Genomic DNA, 25,386 nt, shown 5'->3' with positions numbered 1-25,386 from the left:
GATGGTCTGGGATACACTGCAGCGCCGCTGCGGTTATGTCGCGTATATAAGAAGCGGAATTTCTGACTGCAAGGCTGGAAATCCGCTGGAAACCCGTAAAAAAGAACAGATTGGTGCAGCGTTTTCATGGGCTTTGCCGCACCCCTCGGTCCTTGACAGACCGGCTATACTAGAGTCGCGGCCTTGCGTCAGGCCGACGGCATCTCGCCGTCCTCATGTGGCCCTTATTGTCCCAGGATCAAGTCGAGCAGAGTGGTTCTGCGCGTGCCTTGCCCTCCGCCGACCTCGGCCGGCGGTATGGGGCCTGCCGAACCAGTCACATCCTGTGAGGGAACAGCACCTGCGGGATAGTCTTCGGCATAGACGGGATCGCCGGAATACCGCTCTTCACCGCCACCCTGGAAGACGTCTGATATGATCGTGCCGATTGTCATCGGATCTTCCGCCGGCGCCGGCTCGATGAAGTCACCACCCGGCAGCGGGGCCGGCGCAAGCCCCTGATGCGCCGCTGTCATGAAATCATGCCAGGCCTTGGCAGGAAGCCCTCCGCCGGTCACCTTCTTCATCGACTGTCCGTCGTCATTGCCGAACCAGATGCCCGTGGTCAGATTGCTCGTATAGCCAACGAACAGCGCGTCGCGGAAGGACTGCGTCGTGCCCGTCTTGCCCGCCGCTTCCCATCCGGCTAGCCGTGCATTCTTTCCCGTGCCATGATCGATGACATCGCGCATCATCGCATTCATCGCAGCGACCACTCCGTCGTTGAGCACCTTCGGCGGCTCGAGATAATTGTTCTCGTAGAGCAGTGTGCCATCGGCCTTGGAGATCCGCCGAACGATATGCGGCGTCGCTTTGTAGCCGCCATTCATGAAGGGCGCATAGGCGGCCGTCAGTTCGAGGAGCGAGACTTCCGAGGTGCCGAGCGCGATTGAAGCATTCTTTTGCAACTCCGATTCGATACCCATCCGGTGCGCGACCTTGATCACCTGATCGGGTCCGACTTCCATGACCAACTGAGCGGCTATCGTGTTCAGCGATTCGGCAAGTGCCTGAGTCGCGGTCACTTGTCCCCGATACTTCTGGTCATAATTCTCAGGCGTCCAGGAGCCGATGCGGATCGGTGCATCGTTGCGCACCGAAGTCGGACGCAAGCCGTTCTCCACCGCAGCGGCATAGACAAAGGGTTTGAACGCCGAGCCGGGCTGGCGCTTTGCCTTGACCGCCCGGTTGAACTGGCTTTCGGCATAGTCCCGCCCGCCGACAAGCGCCCGGATAGCACCGGTCCCGTCGATGGAAACGAGGGCTGCCTGCGAGGCATTGACCTTATCGCCCTCGGCGGCAAGTGATTCCGTCAGTGCGGCCTCGGCCTTCTTCTCCAGCGTCATGTCGATCGTCGTCTCGACCACGATGTCTTCGGTCACCTTGCCGATCAGCAATGTCACCTCGTCGCGCACCAGATCGGCGACATACTGGCCTGCGCCGCTCCAGTAGCGCTTGGCCTTGGTCGGCGGTTGCGACATGGCGGTCTTGATCTCGTCGGCGGTGATGTAGCCTTCTTCGAGCATCGCCTGCAGAACGACCTGGGCACGCGCTTCGGCCGCCTCCGGATCGCGCGCCGGCGAGAGCCGGGACGGTGCCTTCAGCAACCCTGCCAGAAGTGCGGCCTCGCCGAGGTTCACGTCGCGGGCCGACTTGTTGAAATAACGCCGCGATGCCGCTTCGACGCCATAGGCGTTCGAGCCGAAAAACACCCGGTTCAGATACATCGCCATGATCTGGTCTTTGGTGTATTTTTGCTCAAGCCAAAAGGCGAGCAGCACTTCCTGCACCTTGCGCTCGATTGTGCGCTCCGGAGACAGGAAAAGGTTCTTTGCCAGCTGCTGCGTCAGCGTCGAGCCACCCTGCACCGCCCGCCCATTCGTCACATTGGTCACGATCGCGCGCGCAAGCCCCAACGGGTCAACGCCGAAATGCGAATAAAAGCGCCGGTCTTCGATCGCCATCACCGCCTGCGGAATGAACGGCGACATTTCCTCGAGCGGTAGGGCCTCCCCGCCGGTCGCGCCACGATTGGCGATCACGGTACCTTCGACGGACACGATCTTCATGTTCGGTGGGCGCTCGGGGATCGACCAACTGCTGGCGCTCGGCATCTGCGAGCCATAGTAGGCGACCAGACCCACCACGCCGATGCCACACCAGATAGACAGCACGAAACCCCAGTAGATCAGCTTTCCAAGCCCGAATCCGCCGCCACTGCTTTTCGCTTTCCGGCTCTTCTGGTTGCCGGACTTGCCGCGCTTCGCCGAACCCGCCGTCTTCTTGCCACCGGCGCGTACCGGCCGGCCACCGATGACGCGATCATCTGCATCCAGACGGAAATCCTCGTCCTCGCGCTCGTCGCCGAAGCTCGGTTCAATACGGTCGCGGGATTTGCCTCTGCTCACCATTGCGGTGATCTTGCTCCAGATGCTCGTTATGCGCTGCCAAAGGAAGACAGGCGCGGAAATGGCTTCAAGAAATCTCGGACGATCATCTACTCTCGTCGAGCCGATGATCGCGCAATTGCACAGTAATTGCGGCGATTTAAGGGGTGGTTAAAGTCCGGTAAACAAGCTCTGAACGAGGCGTGAAGCTACTGGCAGAGATCTGCCCAGACGCCATCGACCAGTGACCTCATGCGCTCCGGCGCAATCTTCACCGCAGCATTCGTCGCACCTGCGGCCGGAACCACCTCGTCGAAGGCCCGGAGCGAGAGATCACAATAGACCTTGAGAGGCGAGGGCAGGCCGAAGGGGCATACTCCGCCGACAGGATGGCTCGTCGCCTCGACCACGGCTTCGGCATCGAGCATGCGCGGCTTCACGCCGAAACGATCCTTGAACTTGCGATTGTCCAGACGCTTCGTGCCAGCTGTGACCACGAGCACGACGTCTTCGCCGATCCTCAGGCATATCGTCTTGGCGATCTGGTCCGGCTCGACGCCATGCGCTTCGGCCGCAAGCGCCACGGTGGCGGAGCTTGCTTCGGTGACGATGACGGAGATGTCGGGTGCGTTTTCCCGGAAGAACTGTCGGACGGATTCGAGGCTCATGATGAAACTCTATCCGCAGCCACATCCGCTTTTCAAGCGCCCTTGCCTCTTGAAAGGGCAGTCGAGCATCCCCATCTCTGGATCACCATGCGATAGAGCGTTTGCGGAGATCCTGTTTCAGGAACTTCAAAACGCTTAACCGGTTGTTAAGCATCCAGAGCGATCATCTAGATCCGGGATGCGGTTCACGAAGGTGGGCCAACATCCGAGACATCGAATGGCACGTTTCCGTCCCTGACCACGGATGTACTGGCAGGCAAGCGTAGAAGCGTAAAGGAAAGGCCGGTTTTTGACCGGCCTTTTTGCTTTTCTGGCCTCAGCCGTTTGCGAGCGCGTCAAGAATACGGATCCACGAGCGGATGCCCTTGTGGAACGAGTTGAGGTCATACTTCTCGTTCGGCGAATGGATGCGGTCGTCGGTCAGGCCGAAACCGACCAGCAGCGAATCCATGCCGAGCATCTTCTGGAAATCGCCGACGATCGGGATCGAGCCGCCCATACCGATGATCACGGCCGGCTTCGGCCATTCATCCGACAGTGCGTTCTTCGCCTTGGTCAGTTCAGGCGAATCATAGGAGAGCTGGATGGCCGGCGAGCCGCCATGTTCATGGAACTCGACCTTGCAGTCGGCGGGAATGCGGGCCTGTACAAAGGCGCGGAAGCTTTCGCGCACTTTGGCCGGATCCTGGGTGCCGACGAGGCGGAAGGAAATCTTCGCAGAGGCCTTGGCAGCAATCACGGTCTTGAAGCCTTCGCCGGTATAGCCGCCGATAATGCCGTTCACTTCCGCCGTCGGCCGCGCCCAGGTGAGCTCCAGCACGGAACGGCCCTTTTCACCCGCCGGGACAGACAGGCCCACCTCGCCGAGGAAGCTTTCCGCCGTCCGCCCCAGGCTCTCCCAGGATGCCTTGATGTTGGCGGGGGTCTCCTCGACACCTTCGTAGAAGCCCGGAAGGGTGACCTTGCCGGTTTCGTCATGCAGATCGGCAAGGATCTTCGTCAGGATATGAACGGGGTTGGCCGCTGCACCGCCGAAGAGACCCGAATGCAGGTCGCGGTCGGCAGCGATGATGGTGACTTCTTCGCCGACGAGGCCACGCAGGGCCGCAGCAATCGCCGGCGTCTCGCGATCCCACATGCTGGTATCGCAGACCAGCGCGAAGTCGGCCTTCAGCTCATCGGCATTCGCAGCGAGGAAGGGCTTGAGCGACGGCGAGCCGGATTCTTCTTCGCCCTCGAACAGGATGGTGATCTTGACCGGCAGCGAACCCTTCACCGCCTTGTAGGCGCGGCAGGCTTCAACAAACGTCAAAAGCTGACCCTTGTCGTCGGATGTGCCGCGACCGGTGATGACCTTGCGGCCATCCTTCTCCTTGATCGCCGGCGCAAAGGGATCGTCTTCCCAGAGGTCGAGCGGATCGACCGGCTGTACATCGTAATGACCGTAAAACAGCACATGCGGCGCGTCGGCCGTTTCAGCTGCGTGATGGGCGACCACCATCGGATGGCCGGGCGTATCACGCAGCGAGGCATCGAAGCCGAGCTCGGTGAGTACGGATACCAGCCACTCGCCGGCCTTGCGGCAATCGGCCTTGTAGGCCGGATCCGTCGAGATCGAGGGAATGCGCACGAGATCGAACAGCCGTTCGAGGCTCTGCGGCAGGGCCTCGTCGGCCTTGGCGAGGATGGGGGAGAGATCGGTCATGGTCATGTCCTGCAAATTTGAAAGTGCGGCGGACGATAGACCAAAGCTCCTGATGTTTCGAGGCGTTCTGACCGCGATTTTTTCTCAACTGCGCATCAATATCTGCTCACAGCTTGCGGGCATTCGCGATCGCCCAGCGGATGTATTCCTTCAGCAATTCCTTCTCGAAACGCCGGAAACCCTGGAAGATAGCCTGCTCCGCCGCTTCGGCGGCAGCCATTGCTTCCTCGCGCATGTCCCGCGCCTTGTCGGTCAGGAAGATCTGCTGCGCGCGTCTGTCCTTGGGGTGAACGCGTCGCTCGATCAGCCCGTCGCGCTCCATCCGGGCGAGCGTATTGGCGATCGTCGCCTGTTCGACATCGACCCGGTCGAGCAGCTGCCTCTGCGTCAACCCTTCTTCTTCCCAGAGCTCGAGCAGAATTGGGAATTGTCCCGGGGAGAAGCCGAGCTTGGCCGCCCGTGCCTGCAGCGCCCGTGTGAACCCGCGCGCAAGCTGGCTCGCCAGCCAAGTGGCGGACTCGGAGCGGTCGGGGATCGTACGGTCATTGGCCATGGCGCTCGACACGTCGTCGTGGTTCGTCGTTCGGGAATGATCGCATGCGATCCATTTCCGAGGCTGACTAATTTTGGGTTTTCATGCGAGGGGAACGGAAGCCGCCGTGGCGTTAGGCGGGGGGACTGCCACGACGGCTCCGGAATATGGGGACAAAGGCCCGGAGAGGGGGATAAGGCCTTTGCCCGAGTCTGAAGCGGCGGGGGACGAGCCTCTTTCAGACTACGGCGTGATCAGGCGCCGATGACTAGGATTTGTGATCTGGAATGTGGTTTTTCAAGGGAAGACGGGATTACAAATCGGTAAGCTTTTCGTGATGGTTTACCCGTGATCCGTCGGTGATCCAATGATAAAGGGCTGCCTGCTAAGGCGAGCGATTTCGCCGCATTCGACCCAAACCGTCATGGACGTTTCAGCCGCCCCGCGCTATCCATGCCGACATGAAAAAAGGCGATCATCTCTTCCTCGTCGACGGCTCGGGTTTCATCTTCCGCGCCTTCCACGCCATCCCGGCCCTCAACCGCAAATCGGACGGCCTGCCCGTCAATGCGGTTTCCGGCTTCTGCAACATGCTGTGGAAGCTGCTGCGCGATGCGCGCAATACAGATGTCGGGGTCACGCCGACCCATCTCGCTGTTATCTTCGACTACTCCTCGACGACATTCCGCAAGGAAATCTATCCACTCTACAAGGCAAATCGCTCGGCCCCGCCGGAAGATCTGATCCCGCAATTCGGCCTGATCCGTCATGCGACGCGCGCCTTCAACCTGCCCTGCATCGAGACCGAAGGCTTCGAGGCCGATGACATCATCGCCACCTATGCCCGCCAGGCCGAGGCCGTCGGCGCCGATGTGACGATCGTCTCCTCCGACAAGGACCTGATGCAGCTCCTGACCGCGAACGTGCACATGTACGACGCGATGAAGGACAAGCAGATCGGCATTCCCGACGTCATCGAGAAATGGGGCGTGCCGCCGGAAAAGATGATCGATCTGCAGGCGATGACCGGCGATTCGACCGACAACGTGCCTGGCATCCCCGGCATCGGTCCGAAGACCGCCGCCCAGCTTCTCGAAGAGTTTGGCGATCTCGAAACTCTGCTGTCCCGGGCCGGCGAAATCAAGCAGGTCAAGCGCCGCGAAAACATCATCGCCAATGCCGAGCTCGCCCGGGTCTCCCGCCAGTTGGTCGAACTGCGCACCGACGTGCCGATCGACATGAAGCTCGAAGACCTGGTGCTGGAGCCGCAGGACGGACCAAAGCTGATCGGCTTCCTCAAGGCGATGGAATTCACCACCCTGACCCGGCGCGTCGCGGAGGTCTGCGATTGTGATGCGGGTGCCATCGACGCCGCTGTTGTTCCGGTCGAATGGGGTGACGCCGCCCGCGGGCCCGATCTCGACGTCGGCGACGTTCCCGCCTCGTCCGGGACGCCGACCTCGGCGCTGTCAGCCGCATCGTCTTCGGCTCCGGCAGCAAGCCCCGACGGCAAGACACCCGCCGATCTCGCCGCAAGCCGCGCCAATGCATTCGCCGGCAAGCCGATCGACAGAAGCGCATACGTGACGATCCGCGATATCGAGACCCTCGAGCTCTGGATTGCTGCTGCCCGGGAAACCGGCCTCGTCGCCTTCGACACCGAGACCACCTCGCTCGATCCCATGCAGGCCGAACTCGTCGGCGTCTCGCTCGCCATCCAGGACAACGTCCTGTCACCCGGCTCGACGGACATCCGCGCGGCCTACATTCCGCTCACCCACAAGACCGGTGTCGGCGATCTCCTCGGCGGCGGTCATGCCGAAGGCCAGATCCCGATGAAGGATGCGCTTGCCGCATTGAAGGGCCTGCTCGAAGATCCGTCGGTCCTGAAGGTCGCGCAGAACCTCAAATACGACTACCTGGTGATGAAGCGCCACGGCGTTACGCTCCAGTCCTTCGACGACACCATGCTGATGTCCTACGTGCTCGACGCCGGCAAGGGCAATCACGGCATGGACGGCCTGTCGGAGAAGTGGCTCGGCCATACCCCGATCCCCTACAAGGACGTCGCCGGTTCCGGCAAATCCTCCGTCACCTTTGATCTCGTCGACATCGATCGCGCCACCGCCTATGCGGCCGAAGATGCCGACGTGACGCTACGTCTCTGGCTGGTGTTGAAACCCCGTCTGGCAGCCGAAGGCCTCACCCGTATCTACGAGCGTCTGGAGCGCCCGTTGGTGCCGGTGCTCGCCCATATGGAAGAGCGCGGCATCACCGTCGATCGCCAGATCCTCTCCCGCCTGTCGGGCGAGCTTGCCCAGAAGGCCGCCGCCACCGAGGACGAGGTTTACGAACTCGCCGGCGAGCGCTTCAACATCGGCTCGCCGAAACAGCTCGGCGATATCCTGTTTGGCCGCATGGGCCTGCCCGGCGGCTCCAAGACCAAGACCGGCCAGTGGTCCACCTCAGCCCAGGTGCTGGAAGATCTCGCCGCCGAGGGCGCGCCGCTGCCGCGCAAGATCGTCGACTGGCGCCAGCTCACCAAGCTGAAGTCCACCTATACCGACGCGCTTCCTGGCTATATCCATCCGCAGACCAAGCGCGTCCACACGGGCTATTCGCTCGCCTCGACGACGACGGGCCGCCTGTCATCGTCGGAACCGAACCTGCAGAACATCCCGGTCCGCACCGCCGAAGGCCGCAAGATCCGCACCGCCTTCATCTCGACGCCGGGCCACAAGCTGCTCTCGGCCGACTACAGCCAGATCGAGCTGCGCGTGCTCGCCCATGTCGCCGAGATCCCGCAGCTGCGTCAGGCCTTCGCCGACGGCATCGATATCCATGCCATGACCGCGTCGGAAATGTTCGGCGTGCCGGTCGAGGGCATGCCGTCGGAAGTCCGCCGCCGCGCCAAGGCGATCAACTTCGGCATCATCTACGGCATCTCGGCCTTCGGTCTGGCCAATCAGCTGAGCATCGAGCGCTCGGAAGCCGGCGACTACATCAAGAAGTATTTCGAGCGCTTCCCCGGCATCAAGGACTACATGGAGAGCACCAAAGCCTTCGCCCGCGAGCACGGCTATGTGGAAACCATCTTCGGCCGCCGCGCCCATTACCCGGAGATCAAGTCGTCCAACCCCTCGATGCGCGCCTTCAACGAACGCGCCGCCATCAATGCCCCGATCCAGGGCTCGGCCGCCGACGTGATCCGCCGCGCCATGATCCAGATCGAACCTGCACTCGTGGCTGCCGGTCTTGCCGAACGCTGCCGCATGCTGCTGCAGGTGCATGACGAACTGATCTTCGAGGTCGAGGACGAGGCGGTCGATACCGCCATGCCTGTGATCGTGGACATCATGGAAAATGCCGCCATGCCGGCCGTCTCGATGCGCGTGCCGCTCAAGGTCGACGCTCGCGCCGCCCACAATTGGGACGAGGCACACTAAGAATTCCCGGCCTGGCCGGAACCACAACAACGGGGCGCAGGTCCCACAGGAGTAAAAGATTTGGCCTTCACCACCATCAACGGCAATGTCGTCCACTACGAGCTGATCGGCGAGGCGAAAGCCAAGAACCTGATCGTTTTCTCCAACGGGCTTGGCACCGACTTCCGCATCTGGCTGCCGCTCTTCGATGAACTCGACGATGACGTCTCGGTCCTGTTTTACGACAGCCGCGGTCACGGCCTGTCCGGCGGTGCCGACAAGCCCTTCGGCATGGCCGATCTGGTCTCGGATCTCGCCACCCTTTGCGATGAACTTGGTATCCGCAAGGCCACTTTCTGCGGCCTCTCGGTTGGCGGTCTCGTCTGCCAGGGCCTCTGGCAGGAGCGGCCGGATCTGTTCCGCAAGCTCATCCTCTGCGACACCGCACCCCGCATCGGTTCTGCCGAGATCTGGGCCGAGCGCATCGCCGGCATCGAGAAGGACGGGATCGAAAGTGCTGCCGACAGCGCCATGGCGCGCTGGTTCACGCCGGCCTTCCATGACGACCGTGCCGACGAACTGGCCGGTTACCGCCTGATGATGACCCGCCAGTCAAAGGCCGGCTATCTCTCGACCTGTGCCGCCCTGCGCGACACGGATTTCTCCGACGTCCTGCCGACCATCACGGTTCCCACGCTCTTCGTCGTCGGCGACCAGGACGGCTCGACGCCGCCCGCCACTGTCGAGGCCGGTTCCCAGCTTGTGCCAGGCGCGCGTTTCGAGGTGATCGACGATTGCGCCCATATCCCCTCGGTCGAGCAGCCGGAAGCGCTCGCCGAGCTGATCCAGGGCTTCATGCGCAAGCAGGCGAACTGAGAATAGTCACTGAAAATGAGAGAAGCCGCCTCATGGGCGGCTTCTTTCATTTCGGGGAGGGTGGTGACGCTCAATGCGCGGCGGACATGTCGCCCAGCACTTCCTTGGAAGCCACCGTCGAATCCGCGTTCAGCTTGTAGACCATGGGAACGCCCGTCGCGAGGTTGACGCCGAGGATCTGCTCCTTGGTCAGCTTGTCGAGCACCATCACCAGCGAGCGCAGCGAATTGCCGTGGGCTGCGACCAGCACCTTCTCGCCCCGCAGCACGCGCGGCAGGATTTCGGTCATGTAATAAGGCCACACGCGCGCACCGGTGTCGCGCAGGCTTTCACCGCCCGGCGGCGGGATGTCGTAGGAACGGCGCCAGATGTGCACCTGCTCCTCGCCCCACTTGGCGCGCGCATCATCCTTGTTGAGGCCGGAGAGATCACCGTAGTCGCGCTCGTTCAGCGCCTCGTCCTTGATCGTCTCAAGACCGGTCTGGCCGACGTTTTCGAGGATGATGTTGCAGGTTTTCTGCGCACGGGTGAGCACCGAGGTGAACGCGATATCGAACTTAATGCCGTAGTCGGCCAGCGCCTTGCCGCCGGCATTGGCTTCCTGCACACCGAGTTCAGTCAGGTCCGGATCACGCCAGCCGGTAAACAGGTTCTTCAGGTTCCAGTCGCTCTGGCCATGGCGCACGAGCACGAGGGTACCGGTCATCGACAATTCCTCTCTTGACGATCAGGGGGTGGAGTTGAGCCCGAGCACGTCGAGCATGGTATAGCGGCCGGGCTTCTTGTCCCGGGCCCAGATGGCGGCCTTTAGCGCACCACGAGCAAACAGCGAACGGTCGGTCGCACTGTGAGACAGCGTGACCATCTCGCCTTCACTGGCAAACAGCACGGAGTGTTCGCCGATGACGGAGCCGCCGCGCAGCGTGGCAAAGCCGATCGAACCCTCTTCGCGCGGGCCCGTATGGCCATCGCGCACCCGAACGGAATGATCAGCAAGCGAAATGCCACGGCCCTCGGCCGCTGCCTCGCCGAGCAAAAGCGCCGTGCCGGAAGGCGCGTCAACCTTGTGCTTGTGGTGCATCTCGAGCACCTCAATATCCCAGCCGGCTGCGTCGAGCGCCTGGGCCGCCTGCTTGATCAGAACCGACAGCAGATTGACGCCGAGGCTCATATTGCCCGACTTCACGACCCGCGCATGCCGTGCGGCCGCATCGATCTTCTCCTCATGCTCCAACAGGCAGCCGGTGGTGCCGATCACATGCACGATGCGCGCCTGGGCCGCCAGCGCCGCGAATTCGACGGTCGAAGCCGGCGTGGTGAAATCGATAACGCCATCGGCATGCAGGAAGGCAGCCAGCGGATCGTCGGTCACGGCAACGCCGAGCTTCGGCACGCCTGCCAGTTCGCCTGCATCTTGGCCGAGCACGGCCGAGCCGGCCCGTTCGACCGCCGCATGCAGCACAAGGCCCTCTGTCTCGCTGATCAGCTTGATCAGCGTCTTGCCCATGCGACCGGCGGCACCGACGACGACGAGCTTCATGGGCTTATTCATGCGGGTCTATTCCTGGCTGATGAACTGGCCGTTCGGAGCGGCCTGCAGATTGTTGAGGCGAGCGTAAAGACCGCCCTGCCGCTGTGCAAGGCTCTCATGCGTGCCTTCTTCCACCACCTCGCCGTCCTGCATGACAATGATCTTGTCGGCATTGACGACAGTCGAGAGGCGGTGCGCGATGACGATCACGGTGCGACCGGCCATGGCCGCATCGAGTGCCTGTTGCACGGCCGCTTCCGATTCCGTGTCCAGCGAGGATGTTGCCTCATCGAGGAGCAGGATCGGTGCGTTGCGCACCAGCGCGCGGGCGATCGAGAGCCGCTGCCGCTGGCCACCGGAAAGCGTGATGCCGTTTTCGCCGACGGGCGTATCGTATCCTTGCGCCTGCGCCAGAATGAAGTCATGGGCATTGGCCAGCCGTGCCGCATCCTCGATCTCCGCATCGGTCGCCTCCGGGCGTCCGTAGCGAATGTTTTCGCGGATCGTGCCTTCGAAGAGGTAGGGTTGCTGCGACACATAGGCGAGTTGCTGCCGCAGCGACGATTTCGTGATGTCGGCAATATTCTGCCCGTCGATCAGGATTTCGCCTTCGGCCGGATCATAGAAGCGCGGAACAAGTGTGATAACCGTGGACTTGCCAGCGCCCGATGGACCCACAAGCGCGGTTGTCTTGCCGCCTTCGGCCGTGAAGCTCAGACTTCGCAAGGTCGGCTCGTTCGAACCATAGGCGAAGGTGACGTTGCGGAACTCGATCTTCGCCTCGGACACCGAAATCTGCTTGGCGCCGTCCTTGTCCCGCTGGTTCGGCTCCGTGTCGAGGATCTCGTAGATCATCCGCGCATTGACGGCGGCGCGTTCCATGAACACCTGCAGACGCGCCAGACGTTTGGCGGGCTCATAGGCGAGCAGCAGGGCCGTAACGAAAGAGAAGAAGGCGCCTGGCAGCACGCCGCCATAGATCGATTGATAGGCGGCATAGGCCATGACACCGGCAATCGACAGGCCCGCGAGGCTCTCGGTCAGCGGTCCGTTGCGTTCGCTGAGGCGGGCGATCCTGTTGGCGCGTCCTTCTGCGGCATCGATCGTCGACTGGATCTTGTTCTCCAGCTGGCTTTCCATCGTGAAGGCCTTGACGATCGCAATCCCCTGCACCGCTTCCTGGATGGCCCCCAGCACATGCGAATTCAAAATCACCGATTCCTTCGTCGCGCTGCGCAGGCGACGGGAAATGTAGCGAAGGCCGAGGAAAAGCGGCGGCGCTACGGTGAACACGATCAACGACAGGACAATGTCCTGATAGAACATCACGCCCAGCAGCGCGATCAGTGTCACGAGGTCGCGGGCGAGCGAGGTGATCGTCATGTTGAGGACGTCACGGATCCCGTTGATGTTCTCGTTGATCTGCGCTGCGAGCCGTGCGGACCGTGCTTCACTGAAATAGCCGATGGAGAGCGACATCAGATGTGAAAACAGGCGCAGCTGGTAGCGCGCCACGATGTTGTTGCCGATCCTGGAGAGCGTCACGGCCTGACCATATCCGGCAAAGCCGCGAAGCACAAAAGCCGCAAAGATCGAGCCGCAGATGATCCAGACGAGATCGGCGCGCCGGTTGGCAAAGGCCTCGTTGATCACGGCTTCCATGATCCAGGCGGTAAATGCGGTCGTCAGGGCAACCGTGAGCAGGCAGACGATGGCAAAGGCATAACCGCCCACATGCTGCCGCCCATTCTCGGCGATGACGCGCTTCAGGACGGCGGAGACGCTGTCCATGTCCGGTTGGCGGGTCTGGCTATCGTGAGCGTCCAAAAAGAGTGTCCTGTCCTATTGTCTGTCACGCCTCGGCAGGCGCCGCCGCTCTATAGCCAGTCGCAGCGCCTTTGACCATAGCGGGGCAGGTCCGCTCAGCGCCAGTGGCGCCCCTCGGTCGCAAGCCCGAAATCCGAAGGTGCCGTCGCAAAGGCGGCAAGGCCATGCAGGGCCGCCTGCGGATGGGTCACGACAAAGGTCGGAATGCTGTGCAGCAGAGCCTGATGCGGCGCCTTGTCCTCGAAGGCGGCGCGGAATTCGCCGCTCTGCAGCGCCGGCAGGATTTTCGGCGATATGCCGCCGGCGAGGAACACGCCGCCCTTGGCCATGAAGATCAGGGCTAGATCGCCGGCAACCCGACCGAGATAGGTTGCAAACAGGCTGAGCGCCTCGCCCGCCAGCGCATCTGCCCCGGCAATACCGGCAGACGAAACCTGTGCCGGATCCTCGTAACGCGGCGTCAGGTTCCCCTCCGCCTTGCAAAGCGCACGGTAGACATTCATCAGGCCGCGCCCGGAGAGCAGTTCTTCTGCCGAAATCCGGCCGAGCGTGGCGTTGGGGTCGCGGACCGGGGTCAGATGCGGCCAGATCCGGTGATCGCGGCTGGTGCGCGGGCCGACGTCGACATGTCCACCTTCGCCTGGAACCGGAAACCACATGTCGCGCGCCCGGACCAGACCGGCAACGCCGAGCCCCGTGCCCGGACCCAGCACGACGCGTGAGCCGAGCGGGGCCTCGCTGAGCGAACCGAGATGCTGCCGGTCGTCGACGCCGAGGGTCGCCGCAGCCAGCGCCTGAGCCTCGAAATCATTGAGCAGCAGCACTTCGGCGAAGCCGAGATCAGCCATCAGCACCTTGGGGCGCACCACCCAGGGGCAGTTGGTGAGCGGCACTTCGTCGCCCTTGATCGGGCCAGCCAGCGCCAGGATCAGCGACCGAGGCTTGTGGCTTGTTGTCTCTAGAACACTCGAGCGGATAGCATCGTCGATTGTGGCGAAATCCTTGTTCACCACATTGGGGAAGCTGATCTTCTCGCCACTTTCATCGAGGAGGATCCAGAAGCGCGCATTGGTGCCGCCGATGTCACCAATCAGGATCGGAAAGGGGAGGGTGTCGTCGCGATGTGTCTGGGCCATGGTCTGTCCGGTCTTGGGCCCCGCTGCTCAGGCAGTCAGGGTCTGCATCAGGATGTCGGCGGTTGCGAGGTTCAGCGCCATCGGAATGTCATAGACGGTCGCCAGCCGCATCAGCGCCTTGACATCCACATCATGGGGCATGGGAGTCAAGGGGTCGACGAAGAAGACGAGCATGTCCACTTCACCTGTCGAGATCAATGCGCCGATCTGCTGGTCTCCGCCGAGCGGACCGCTTTTCAGCCGCGTCACATCGAGCTCGGGGACAGCATCCTTGATCCGTCCGCCCGTCGTGCCGGTCGCCACGATCCGCCAGCCCATGAGCTTTGCCTGGTGACGCCGGGCGAAATCCGCCATGTCGTCCTTCTTCTGGTCATGCGCGATCAGGGCGATGCAACGGGTGCGGCTCACAAGGGGACCCCAGCTGATTTAAATCGATTTGATAGACCCATCTAGCGCAGCCAGGATCACTTGAAAAGCACCCTGCGGAACCTCGCCTTCACCAACCGGCCGGCCGAGCGGGGGGAACCGGAACGATGGTGGGCAATTCGAAAGGCTCAACCATCGTCACGACCGGCGGTGCCGCGAACGCCGACGCAGCGCTGCCGGGCATCGACCCACCCGCTGCCTGATAGGTCACCTCGTACTCGCTCGACGGTCCACGCGCGTCGAGAACCAGGGCGCAGGCCTTGGGGAGATCGGCGACCTGCATGGCTCGGGGCTTCGGCGCTGGCTTTGCGTTGGGGTCTTTCTTCGGTGCTGCCCAAGGCTCCTTGGTGAACCACCAGGCCAGCGACTTGTCGCAACCATCGCCCGGCGGTACGGCCGCCTGCGGCTTGCAGCCACTTGCCCCATCGGGGCAGCGCATGCGGATATGAAAATGCGCGTCATGGCCATAGATCGGCCGGATCTTGCCGAGAACGGCGCGGTCACCGGTCCAGGTGTCGCAGAGCTTCTTCTTGATCGCCGGATTGACGAAGATGCGCTCCACCTGCGGATAGCTCGCGGCCTGCACGACGAGGCGTGCGTGGGTATTGGTCCAGAGCCGCTTGTCGACGGTCAGGAACTTGTCCTTCTCCAGCATGGAGGTGAACGGCAGGTCCTCGCGCTGCTGCGGGGAAAGAGCATTGGCGGGCTTCGGCGTGAACCAGATATCGGCATCAAGCCCTATCTGATGCGAGGCATGGCCTGAAAGCATCGGCCCGCCGCGCGGTTGCGAGATGTCGCCGATCAGGATGCCCGAGCCCCAGCCGAGCTGCACTGCATCTTTTGAGAAACGCTCGAGGAGCGTGATCATCTCGGGATGACCCCAGCGACGATTGCGCGACAGGCGCATCGCCTGCCAGGTTGGTCCATCGGTTGGAATGGCGACGGCGCCGGCAATGCAGCCCTTGGCATAGGAACCATAAGGGGAGGGGGCAGCCTTGGCCGGCAGCGCCATGCCGCCGAAGAGCTCCTTGGCCGGACGTCCTTCGGCGGATGCCGTATCGCTGACGACGGTCGCGAATGCGCAGGCAAACGTCAGTGCCATGGCGAGCGGGCGTGCGCCCCTGGTTTTGTTCATCGTGTGCATGTCCCCGGTCGGTCCGGATTCGCTCCCCGCCGGATGGCCGGGTGAATCACAGGTCAGTCTAGCCTGAAACGGAATTGGGGTGAATCTGCGGAAGGCCCGGCGCTCACATCTCTGTCAGTCCCCTGTTTTTTGCCTGGTTTTGCCCTATCCTGCTTCGCAACAAAAGCAGATACGGGGAAATAGGCGGATGGATCGCAACAAGTCGAGCTTCGCAATCTGGGGCTTTATGGCAGTCTTGGCGTTTGCGCCGTCTCATGCGATGGCGCAGGAAAATGCAGAGCCGTTCCGCCATGGCGTCTCGCTTCTGGGCGAGCTCAAATATGCGCCCGGCTTTGCCAATTTCGATTACGTCAATCCGCAAGCGCCGAAGGGCGGCACCTTGCGCATGTCGTCGACCGGAACCTTCGACAGCTTCAACCCGGTGCTCGACAGGGGCGAAGCAGCACCCGGCCTGATCAACGTCTTCGATACGCTTCTGAAAGACACGAGTGACGAGATTTCCACCGGCTACGGGTTGCTCGCAGAAGGCGTCTCATTCCCCAAAGACATATCGAGCGCAACCTTCCGTCTCCGCGCCGAGGCCCGCTTCGCTGACGGTGAGCCCGTCAAGCCGGAAGACGTCATTTTCAGCTTTGAGAAGCTCAAGGAATTGAACCCGCTCTACATGAGCTATTACAGCCATGTGGTTGCAGCTGAGAAGACGGGCGATCGTGACGTCACATTCCGCTTTGACCAGAAGAACAACCGGGAACTGCCGATGATCCTTGGCCAGTTCCCGGTTGTCCCGAAGCACTGGTGGGAGGCAAGCGGGGCTGATGGACAGTCTCGGGATATTGGACGGACCACGCTGGAGCCGGTGATGGGGTCGGGGCCCTACAAGATCGCCGAGTTCACGGCTGGCTCGACCATCCGCTACGAATTGCGGGACGACTACTGGGGCAAGGATCTCAACGTCAATCTGGGCTACAACAACTTCAAGAACATCACTTACACGATGTTCGGCGATCGAGACGTCGAGTTCGAGGCCTTCCGTTCCGGCAACACAGACTTCTGGCAGGAGACGCGGGCCGCGCGCTGGGCGACTGGCTTCGATTTTCCGGCCGCACAGGATGGCCGCGTCAAGAAGGAGGAATATGAAAATCCCTTCCGTGCAACGGGCGTGATGCAGGCGCTGGTGCCGAACATGCGGCGCGAGATGTTCAAGGACCAGCGGGTCCGCAAGGCGCTCAACTACGCGCTCGACTTCGAGGAATTGAACCGCACCGTCTTTTACAATGCCTATTTCCGCGTCAGCAGCTTTTTCAACGGAACCGAACTTGCTTCCAGCGGGCTGCCTCAAGGCCAGGAACTCGAACTGCTGACCGCTCTTAAGGACAAGGTTCCCGCTTCGGTCTTCGATACGCCCTACACGAACCCCGTCGGCGGTTCACCGCAGGCGTCTCGCGACAATTTGCGCAAGGCCGTCGAGCTCTTCAAACAGGCAGGCTATGAACTTCGTGGCAATGCCATGGTCAACGCGCAGACCGGCCAGCCCTTCCGCTTCGAGCTCCTGTTGTCCAGCCCCCAGCTTGAGGTGGTCGCGGTCCCCTACCAACAGCAATTGCGCAAGATTGGGGTGGAAATGTCGGTCCGCACGGTCGATCCCTCGCAATATACCAATCGAACTCGAAGCTTCGATTACGACATGACCTGGACCGTATGGGCTCAGACGCTCAACCCCGGCAACGAGCAGCGCGACTACTGGGGGTCGACATCCGTCAATCGTGAAGGCTCGCAGAATTATGCCGGCATTGCCGATCCGGCTGTGGACGCCCTGATCGAGAAGATCATCTTCCCGGCCGACCGCGCGGAGCAGGTCGCCGCAACCAAGGCCATGGACCGTGTGCTGCTAGCCCATGACTACGTCATTCCGCTCTATTACGGCGGAACGGCACGCTACGCCTTCTGGGACAAGTTTGAGCACCCCGCCGAGCTCCCGACCTACAGCACCGGCTTCCCCTCGATCTGGTGGGCCAAGGCTCCGTGATTCCGGCTCGGGGCTTGCGCCTCTTGTGTGAGACTCTAGGAATGGAGGGAACGAATCGCTGGAAAACGGAGCGGCTGATATTGGCTGACCAAACGAGCCTGGACATCGTGGGCAGATGTGATCCTGAACGGGGGCGCCGCGCATGACCGCTTATATTCTCCGGCGTCTGCTGCTGATGATACCCACAATGATCGGTATCATGGGCATCTCCTTCATCGTTATCCAGTTCGCCCCTGGCGGCCCCGTCGAGCAGGTCATTGCACAGCTCAGCGGCCAGGCTGATGGCGCGGATGCGCGCCTGTCAGGCGGTGGGGACATGCTGGGCCAGTCCGCCGGTGCAGAGGAGGGGGGCTCCCGCTATCGCGGCGCCCAGGGCCTCGATCCGGAACTGATCGCCAAGCTCGAAAAGCAATTCGGTTTCGACAAACCGCCGCTCGAGCGCTTTCTCGAGATGATGTGGAACTACATCCGCTTCGATTTCGGCGAGAGTTTCTTCCGCAACACTTCCGTCATCGACCTGATCATCGAGAAGCTGCCGGTATCCATCTCACTTGGCCTCTGGGTGCTGTTGATCTCCTACGCGATTTCGATCCCGCTCGGCATCCGCAAGGCGGTCGCCGACGGCTCCCGCTTCGATGTCTGGACATCAGGCATCATCGTCGTCGGCTACGCCGTTCCCGGCTTCCTCTTCGGCATCCTTCTGATCGTGCTTTTCGCCGGCGGATCCTTCTTCGACTGGTTCCCGCTCCGCGGCCTCACCTCCGACAATTTCGACCAACTCTCCTGGTGGCAGAAGATCCTCGACTACTTCTGGCATCTCGCTCTGCCGCTCACAGCACTCCTGCTCTCGGCCTTTGCTACGACCACGCTGCTGACGAAGAACTCCTTCATCGACGAGATCAAGAAGCAATATGTCGTCACGGCCCGGGCAAAGGGCCTTGGCGAGCGCCAGGTGCTCTATGGCCATGTCTTTCGCAACGCCATGCTGATCGTCATCGCCGGCCTGCCGGGTGCCTTCATCTCCGCCTTCTTCACCGGCTCGCTGCTGATCGAAAACATCTTCTCGCTCGATGGCCTCGGCCGCCTCGGCTATCTCGCGATTGTCAACCGCGACTATCCGATCGTCTTTGCCACGCTCTACATCTTCTCGCTGATGGGCCTCGTGATCGGCCTGATTTCCGACCTGATCTACACCTGGATCGATCCGCGCATCGATTTCGACCGGAGGGATGTCTGATGTCCGCCGTCGAAACCACCATCATTGCCCCGCCGAAAAAGGGCTGGCTGAACCCAACGAACCGCCGAAGGCTTGAGAACTTCAAGGCGAACCGCCGTGGCTTCTGGTCCTTCTGGATCTTCATGGTTCTGTTCGTGCTCAGCCTGTTTGCCGAGTTCATCGCCAACGACAAACCTGTTATCGCCTCCTACAAGGGCGAAATCCTCTTCCCCGTCATCGTCGACTACCCGGAAGAGAAGTTCGGCGGCTTCCTTGCCGTCACCGATTATCGCTCGCCCTTCATATCCGACGAGATCAACGCCAATGGCTGGATGGTCTGGCCGCCGATCCGCTATTCCTACCGCACGGTCAATTCCGAGGTCCCGCATTCGGCACCGACAGCGCCCTTCTGGCTGATGGACAAGGAGACCCGCTGCGCCGCCTATCCGCTGAAGGCCGAGGATCCGAACTGCGTGCTCGGCAACATGAACTGGCTCGGCACGGATGATCAGGCCCGCGACGTCATGGCGCGCATGATCTACGGCTTCCGCATCTCGATCCTCTTTGGCCTGGTGCTTACGCTTGCCTCCGCTGCGATCGGCGTCACGGCTGGTGCCGTGCAGGGCTATTTCGGCGGCTGGACCGATCTCCTGATGCAGCGCTTCATCGAGATCTGGTCGTCCATGCCGGTTCTCTACATCCTGCTGATCATCGCGGCCATCCTGCCGCCCGGCTTCTTCGTCCTGCTCGGCATCATGCTGCTTTTCTCCTGGGTCGGCTTCGTCGGCATCGTGCGCGCCGAATTCCTGCGCGCGCGAAATTTCGAATATGTGAATGCGGCCCGGGCGCTCGGCGTTGGCAATTGGACGATCATGTTCCGCCATCTCCTGCCGAACGCCATGGTGGCCACCTTGACCTTCCTGCCTTTCATCCTTTCGGGTTCGATCACCACGCTCACCTCGCTCGACTTCCTCGGCTTCGGCATGCCGCCCGGCTCGCCATCGCTCGGTGAACTGATCGCGCAAGGCAAACGCAACCTCCAGGCCCCCTGGCTCGGCCTCACCGCCTTCTTCACCATGTCGATCATGCTCTCGCTCCTGATTTTCGTCGGCGAAGCCGTCCGCGATGCGTTTGATCCCAGGAAAACCTTCCGATGAGCGCGGGTTCGTCAAAAGACAGCATCTGTGGCATGATGGGCGCAGGCCTGATCAGGAGCGTGATGCGATGAACAAGATCGTCAGAGAGCATTATCCGGTTGAGAATCTGCCTGCCGACCTCCGAGAGGGGTTGGAAGCGGGCGGCACAGTGCGCGTCGTGCTGGAGATGGAAGGCAACGCCCCGAGCCCGGCCAAAACGAGCTTTGAAGAGTTCATGAAAAAAGTAGAGGCCTACCGTCGCCAGGACGACCGCCGCGTTACGGCCGCTGAAGCTGTGGCGCGTATTCGGGAACTTCGCGACGAATGGGACGACTGATGCCGCAACGGCACCAAATCCACCTCGACACGAATGCTGCGATCTTGCTCGTTGAGGGTGATGGCCCTCTACGTGACTTGATGCGAAACTTGACCAGCAAGGCATCATCTCGACCGAGCGCGATCTTGTCTACGAGCGCGTTGACCATCTCGGAACTGCTGGTGAAGCCATTGCGCGATGGCGATATGAGGCTCGTTGAAGTCTACAGGGCTTGGGGCTCGGGTCTGCCGTGGCTGCAGATCGTTCCCGTAGCGAGCAGCATTCTGGATACCGCCGCACAATTGCGGGCGCGCCGGAACAGCCTGAAACTGCCAGATGCCATCCATGTCGCATCAGCTCTCGCTGTCGCCACCACGCATTTCTTGACCGATGACCAAGGCATCTCCAGCTCTGTGACAAATTCGTCCTCGAAAGAGCCTGACTTGTTTGAAGTTTTCCGCTTGGACGCCGGCTCTCTAACCTCCCTGATCGAAAGCCTCACCGCATGACCGAACCCTTGCTCTTCGTGCGCGATCTTTCCGTCGCCTTCCACCAGGGTGGCCGCGAGAGCCTGGCGGTCGACCGTGTCTCGTTCGACATCCAGCGCGGCGAGATCGTCGCTTTGGTTGGCGAATCCGGCTCCGGCAAATCGGTCTCCGCCGCCTCGGTGCTGAAGCTCCTGCCCTATCCGGCAGCGAGCCACCCATCCGGTCAGATCCTGTTCGACGGACGAGACCTGATGACCGCCAGCGAGCCCGAGCTCCGCGCGGTGCGCGGCAACGACATCACCATGATCTTCCAGGAGCCTATGACCTCGCTCAATCCGCTTCACTCGATCGAGCGGCAGATCAGCGAAATCCTCGCGCTTCACCAGGGACTGCAAGGCGCATCCGCCCGCGCCCGCGTGCTCGAACTTCTGCACCAGGTTGGCATCCGCGAGCCGGAGAAGCGGCTGACCGCCTTCCCGCATGAACTCTCGGGCGGCCAGCGCCAGCGCGTGATGATCGCCATGGCACTTGCCAACAGGCCGAAGCTTCTCATCGCCGATGAGCCGACCACAGCCCTCGACGTCACAGTCCAGGCCCAGATTCTCGAACTCTTGGGCCGCCTCAAGTCCGAGCACGGCATGTCCATGCTGTTCATCACCCATGACCTCGGTATCGTTCGGAAGTTCGCCGATCGCGTCTGCGTCATGACCAAGGGCAAGATCGTCGAGGCAGGTCCCGTCGAGGATATCTTCGAGCGGCCCCAGCATGCCTATACGAAGAAACTGCTCGCCTCGGAGCCGCGCGGCGAACCGCCGGTCCTGGACGAGACAAAGCCTGTTGTCATGCAGGGCGAAGACATCCGTGTCTGGTTCCCGATCAAGGCCGGCTTCCTGCGCCGCACAGTCGATCACGTGAAGGCCGTCGATGGCGTGGATCTCACGCTCCGCGCCGGCCAGACGCTCGGCGTGGTCGGCGAATCCGGCTCCGGCAAGACGACGCTCGGTCTTGCCCTTTCACGCCTTATCTCCTCGAAGGGGCGCATCAGCTTCATCGGCAAGGACATCGATGCCTTCTCCTACAGCGAGATGCGGCCGCTGCGCGATCGCCTGCAGATCGTCTTTCAGGACCCCTTCGGTTCGCTCAGCCCGCGCATGTCCGTGGGCGAGATCATCGCGGAAGGTCTGAAGGTTCACGAAAAGCAGCTGACGGCAGACGAGCGCGACAGCCGCGTTGCATGGGCGCTGGAGGAAGTCGGCCTCGACCCCGCCACCCGCTGGCGCTACCCGCATGAATTCTCCGGCGGCCAACGCCAACGCATCGCGATCGCCCGCGCCATGGTGCTGAAACCCCGTTTCGTCATGCTCGATGAACCCACCTCCGCCCTCGACATGACCGTCCAGGCCCAGGTGGTCGATCTCCTTCGCGATCTTCAGGCCAAACACGATCTTGCCTATCTCTTCATCAGTCATGACCTGAAGGTCGTGAAGGCGCTGGCCAATGAGCTGATCGTCATGCGCGGCGGCAAGGTGGTGGAGAAAGGTCCCGCCGCAGAGGTCTTCGCCGCCCCCAAGGCCGACTACACCCGCGCCTTGATGGCCGCCGCCTTCAATCTCGAAGCCGTCGAAGCCGGCGGCATCCGCCAATAATGTGAGTCTGCAATGTCCGAAAAACGCCCCGTCGTCGTCGATCTCCGCTTTGCGCGCGAAAGCGTCGTCAATGCTCTTCGCTCGGCCTTCCCCGATCGTCCGGTCATCGACATGGGTGACCCGGCGCATGCGGACCGAGACCTATCGGATGCCGAATTCGCCGTGGTCTGGAAACCGGATCCGGCCCTTTTCCGTCGTGCAACCGGGCTCACGGCCATCTTCTCCGGCGGTGCCGGTGTCGATCACATCCTCTCGGCCTATGAACTGCCGGATCTCCCGATCGTCCGTTTTGTCGATCGCAGCCTGACGGACCGCATGAGCGAATGGGTCGTCTGGCAATGCCTCCATCATCTGCGCAACGGCATTGCCTATGCTGGCCAGCAGCAGCATCGCGTCTGGCATGAGATTGCCGATCAACCGGAAGCCCGGGATGTCACGGTCGGCGTCATGGGCCTCGGGGTCTTGGGCGCAGATGCCGTTCACAAGCTCAAGATCATCGGCTTTAATGTCATAGGCTGGTCTCGTCGCGAAAAAGAGATCGATGGCGTCGAAACCTTCGATGCAAACGGGCTCGACGCCTTCCTCGGCCGCACCGATATCCTGGTCGGCCTGCTGCCGCTGACGGACGATACACGCGGCATCTACGACCGCGCTCTGTTTTCCAAGCTGCGTCGCTCCGGCCCCCTGGGCGGTCCAATCTTTCTCAATGCCGGTCGCGGCGGGAGCCAGAAGGAAGCAGAGCTGGTCGAATGCCTCAAGGACGGCACGCTGAAGGCGGCGTCCCTCGATGTGTTCGAAAAGGAGCCGCTCGATTCCGACAGCCCGCTTTGGTCGATGCCGAACGTGATCGTGACGCCCCACGCCGCAGCCGCCTCCGATGTTCGTGCGCTCTTCCGCCATGTCGAAGCGCAGATCGGCCTGTTCGAGGCTGGCAAGCCCCTTGAATTCGTTGTCGACCGGACAGCTGGTTACTAGCCGCCCGAGAATTGCGGGAACAAACCCGCTGGAGCTCCCGTTTCCCCTGAGAATTCGCGCTTTGCGCGCCTCAGGACACAGGGAGCAACGACATGAGCAGCCGAACCGATCTTCCAGACACGACCGACCGCCGAACGCGGGGCCTGAAGCCGGAACCGATGACGCCGACGGATGCGCGTCAGGGCTCTAAAGGCAAACCGGTCCTCATCGTGCTGCTCGGCGGGCTGATCCTCGCCATGCTCGTCTGGATCCCGGCCGAATGGTGGGGCAATTCGATTGCACCGAGTGAGCCGGCAAATCAGCCGGTCGAGCAGACGGCCCCGTCGCCGAGCGAGAACAACGGCCAGGGTCAGATCGTGCCGGAGTCCAGCCCGACACCCAGCCAGTAATTCGGTTAAATCTTGCGGAGAGCGGCGTAATGGCGCTCTCTGGACATTCCTCCGGTGATTGCCGATAACTGCAGCGGAAACGGCCGAAGCGTTTCGGCCGTCCCCCGCAGTCCCCCTGCGGATGGCAAGGCAATCGATCATGACCAAGACAGATATCGCGACCAGGGTTTACAATCATGCCTGGAAGCTCGATCCCATCATCCGCAGCCTGATCGATACGGACTTCTACAAACTGCTGATGCTCCAGATGATCTGGAAGCTCTATCCGCAGGTGAACGCGACCTTCACGCTCATCAATCGCACGACCTCGGTCAGGCTCGCCGACGAGATCGACGAGCAGGAGTTGCGCGACCAGCTCGATCATGTTCGTTCGCTGCGGTTGACAAAAAAGGAAATGATCTGGCTGGCCGGTAACACGTTTTACGGTCGCGCTCAGATCTTCGAGCCTGAATTCCTCGCCTGGCTCGGCAATCTCCAGCTCCCTGAATACGAACTTTCCAAGCGCGATGGCCAATACGAATTGACCTTCCACGGCTCCTGGATGGAAACCACGCTGTGGGAAATTCCGGCGCTTGCCATCATAAACGAGCTGCGCTCGCGGGCCGCCATGCGCTCGCTCGGCTATTTCACTCTGGACGTGCTCTATGCGCGTGCCAAGGCGAAGATGTGGTCGAAGGTCGAGCGCCTAGGCGAATTGCCGGGTCTGCGCATTTCCGACTTCGGCACCCGCCGCCGGCACAGCTTCCTCTGGCAGCGCTGGTGCGTGGAAGCCTTGAAGGAAGGTATCGGCCCGGCCTTCACCGGCACGAGCAATGTGCTGCTTGCCATGGATTCCGATCTCGAAGCCGTCGGTACCAATGCCCATGAATTGCCCATGGTCGTTGCAGCACTGGCAAAGACCGATGAGCAACTGGCCGCAGCCCCTTATCAGGTGTTGAAAGACTGGAATCGCCTCTACGGCGGCAATCTGCTGATTGTTTTGCCTGATGCTTACGGCACCACGTCCTTTCTCCAGCATGCACCGGAATGGGTCGCCGACTGGACCGGTTTCCGACCGGATAGCGCGCCCCCGATCGAAGGCGGCGAGAAGATCATCGAATGGTGGAAGAAGATGGGCCGCGATCCGCGCAAGAAGCTCCTGATCTTCTCGGACGGTCTGGACGTCGACGCGATCATCGACACCTACCGCCATTTCGCCGGCCGCGTTCGCATGTCCTTCGGCTGGGGTACCAATCTCACCAATGATTTCGCCGGCTGCGCGCCCGTGGAGATCGCTGGCCTAAAGCCGATTTCCATTGTCTGCAAGGTCTCGGAAGCCAACGGTCGCCCGGCGGTCAAGCTTTCCGACAACCCGCGCAAGGCGACCGGGGATCCGCAGGAAGTCGAGCGTTACCTCCGCTTCTTCGGCTCTCAGGACCGCGTCGAGCAGGCCGTACTCGTCTGACGGTCGGTTGCACTGATGCTTTAGCAGTCTTGCATCCGCCGCCTTCGCCATGCA

21 protein-coding genes are annotated in these 25,386 nt (G+C 61.8%); 11 read left to right on the top strand and 10 right to left on the bottom strand.

Annotated features, from left to right (window positions below; translation table 11 throughout):
• Nucleotides 1-224: 224 nt before the first annotated feature.
• The 4 genes from BSY240_RS13140 to BSY240_RS13125 form a co-directional block, all read right to left on the bottom strand.
• Entirely contained in the window at nt 225-2,450 is a 2,226-nt protein-coding gene (locus tag BSY240_RS13140) for a transglycosylase domain-containing protein (RefSeq protein ID WP_069042605.1), read from the bottom strand.
• 185 nt (nt 2,451-2,635) lie between these two features.
• Nucleotides 2,636-3,094 (bottom strand): YbaK/EbsC family protein, encoded by a 459-nt coding sequence (locus tag BSY240_RS13135; protein ID WP_069042604.1) that lies wholly within the window; start codon nt 3,092-3,094, stop codon nt 2,636-2,638.
• A gap of 316 nt (nt 3,095-3,410) precedes the next feature.
• The gene (locus BSY240_RS13130; RefSeq protein WP_054149514.1) at nt 3,411-4,799 is read right to left on the bottom strand and encodes a dipeptidase; all 1,389 of its coding nucleotides are present in this window, start codon (nt 4,797-4,799) and stop codon (nt 3,411-3,413) included.
• 106 nt (nt 4,800-4,905) lie between these two features.
• Complete coding sequence (locus tag BSY240_RS13125) at nt 4,906-5,352, bottom strand: MarR family winged helix-turn-helix transcriptional regulator (protein WP_054149410.1); 447 nt, start codon at nt 5,350-5,352, stop codon at nt 4,906-4,908.
• Between the two features lie 440 nt (nt 5,353-5,792).
• Here BSY240_RS13125 and polA point away from each other — a divergent pair, with 440 nt between their 5' ends.
• Together polA and pcaD are read left to right on the top strand one after the other, a co-directional pair.
• Nucleotides 5,793-8,777: a DNA polymerase I gene (gene polA, locus BSY240_RS13120; protein ID WP_069042603.1), complete on the top strand. Its 2,985-nt coding sequence runs from the start codon at nt 5,793-5,795 to the stop codon at nt 8,775-8,777.
• 60 nt (nt 8,778-8,837) lie between these two features.
• On the top strand, nt 8,838-9,632 hold the full coding sequence (gene pcaD / locus BSY240_RS13115) for a 3-oxoadipate enol-lactonase (RefSeq protein WP_069042602.1): 795 nt from the start codon (nt 8,838-8,840) through the stop codon (nt 9,630-9,632).
• A gap of 70 nt (nt 9,633-9,702) precedes the next feature.
• Here the strand turns inward: pcaD and BSY240_RS13110 are convergent, their stop codons facing one another.
• The 6 genes from BSY240_RS13110 to mepA all read right to left on the bottom strand — a co-directional run bounded on the left by BSY240_RS13110 (nt 9,703) and on the right by mepA (nt 15,696).
• A complete protein-coding gene (locus BSY240_RS13110; RefSeq protein WP_069042601.1) occupies nt 9,703-10,338 on the bottom strand; it encodes a 2,3-bisphosphoglycerate-dependent phosphoglycerate mutase in 636 nt (211 codons plus the stop codon).
• 21 nt (nt 10,339-10,359) lie between these two features.
• Complete coding sequence (gene dapB / locus BSY240_RS13105; protein WP_069043972.1) at nt 10,360-11,172, bottom strand: 4-hydroxy-tetrahydrodipicolinate reductase; 813 nt, start codon at nt 11,170-11,172, stop codon at nt 10,360-10,362.
• 18 nt (nt 11,173-11,190) lie between these two features.
• Nucleotides 11,191-12,954 carry an ABC transporter ATP-binding protein gene (locus BSY240_RS13100; protein ID WP_442856014.1) on the bottom strand — a complete coding sequence of 588 codons (1,764 nt, stop codon included), beginning with the start codon at nt 12,952-12,954 and terminating at the stop codon, nt 11,191-11,193.
• A gap of 131 nt (nt 12,955-13,085) precedes the next feature.
• Nucleotides 13,086-14,126: a glucokinase gene (locus tag BSY240_RS13095; protein ID WP_069042599.1), complete on the bottom strand. Its 1,041-nt coding sequence runs from the start codon at nt 14,124-14,126 to the stop codon at nt 13,086-13,088.
• 27 nt (nt 14,127-14,153) lie between these two features.
• Nucleotides 14,154-14,480, bottom strand: a complete 327-nt coding sequence (locus tag BSY240_RS13090) for a methylglyoxal synthase (protein ID WP_371418502.1) — start codon at nt 14,478-14,480, stop codon at nt 14,154-14,156.
• 142 nt (nt 14,481-14,622) lie between these two features.
• Nucleotides 14,623-15,696, bottom strand: coding sequence for a penicillin-insensitive murein endopeptidase (mepA, locus tag BSY240_RS13085; RefSeq protein ID WP_069042598.1), 1,074 nt, complete (start codon nt 15,694-15,696; stop codon nt 14,623-14,625).
• Between the two features lie 187 nt (nt 15,697-15,883).
• On the opposite strand from mepA, the gene BSY240_RS13080 reads away from it, so the two are divergent.
• The 9 genes from BSY240_RS13080 to pncB all read left to right on the top strand — a co-directional run bounded on the left by BSY240_RS13080 (nt 15,884) and on the right by pncB (nt 25,332).
• Entirely contained in the window at nt 15,884-17,722 is a 1,839-nt protein-coding gene (locus tag BSY240_RS13080; protein WP_150127467.1) for an extracellular solute-binding protein, read from the top strand.
• 142 nt (nt 17,723-17,864) lie between these two features.
• Entirely contained in the window at nt 17,865-18,959 is a 1,095-nt protein-coding gene (locus tag BSY240_RS13075; RefSeq protein WP_054149417.1) for a microcin C ABC transporter permease YejB, read from the top strand.
• Nucleotides 18,959-20,095, top strand: coding sequence for an ABC transporter permease (locus tag BSY240_RS13070; protein WP_054149418.1), 1,137 nt, complete (start codon nt 18,959-18,961; stop codon nt 20,093-20,095). Before BSY240_RS13075 ends, BSY240_RS13070 begins: the two co-directional genes overlap by 1 nt.
• A gap of 67 nt (nt 20,096-20,162) precedes the next feature.
• Nucleotides 20,163-20,411, top strand: coding sequence for a hypothetical protein (locus BSY240_RS13065; RefSeq protein WP_069042597.1), 249 nt, complete (start codon nt 20,163-20,165; stop codon nt 20,409-20,411).
• Nucleotides 20,399-20,899, top strand: a complete 501-nt coding sequence (locus BSY240_RS13060; RefSeq protein ID WP_083229622.1) for a type II toxin-antitoxin system VapC family toxin — start codon at nt 20,399-20,401, stop codon at nt 20,897-20,899. Before BSY240_RS13065 ends, BSY240_RS13060 begins: the two co-directional genes overlap by 13 nt.
• Complete coding sequence (locus tag BSY240_RS13055) at nt 20,896-22,524, top strand: ABC transporter ATP-binding protein (RefSeq protein ID WP_069042595.1); 1,629 nt, start codon at nt 20,896-20,898, stop codon at nt 22,522-22,524. The genes BSY240_RS13060 and BSY240_RS13055 overlap by 4 nt, the downstream gene beginning before the upstream one ends.
• Nucleotides 22,525-22,536: 12 nt before the next feature.
• Nucleotides 22,537-23,499, top strand: coding sequence for a 2-hydroxyacid dehydrogenase (locus BSY240_RS13050; RefSeq protein WP_069042594.1), 963 nt, complete (start codon nt 22,537-22,539; stop codon nt 23,497-23,499).
• Between the two features lie 92 nt (nt 23,500-23,591).
• Entirely contained in the window at nt 23,592-23,888 is a 297-nt protein-coding gene (locus BSY240_RS13045) for a hypothetical protein (protein ID WP_054149423.1), read from the top strand.
• A gap of 139 nt (nt 23,889-24,027) precedes the next feature.
• Nucleotides 24,028-25,332, top strand: coding sequence for a nicotinate phosphoribosyltransferase (gene pncB, locus BSY240_RS13040; RefSeq protein WP_054149518.1), 1,305 nt, complete (start codon nt 24,028-24,030; stop codon nt 25,330-25,332).
• Nucleotides 25,333-25,386 lie beyond the last annotated feature (54 nt).

The organism is Agrobacterium sp. RAC06, from assembly GCF_001713475.1.
GTDB lineage: Bacteria > Pseudomonadota > Alphaproteobacteria > Rhizobiales > Rhizobiaceae > Allorhizobium.
Note: the sequence above shows the minus strand (reverse complement) of the source record. Positions and strands in the feature narration are given on the sequence as shown.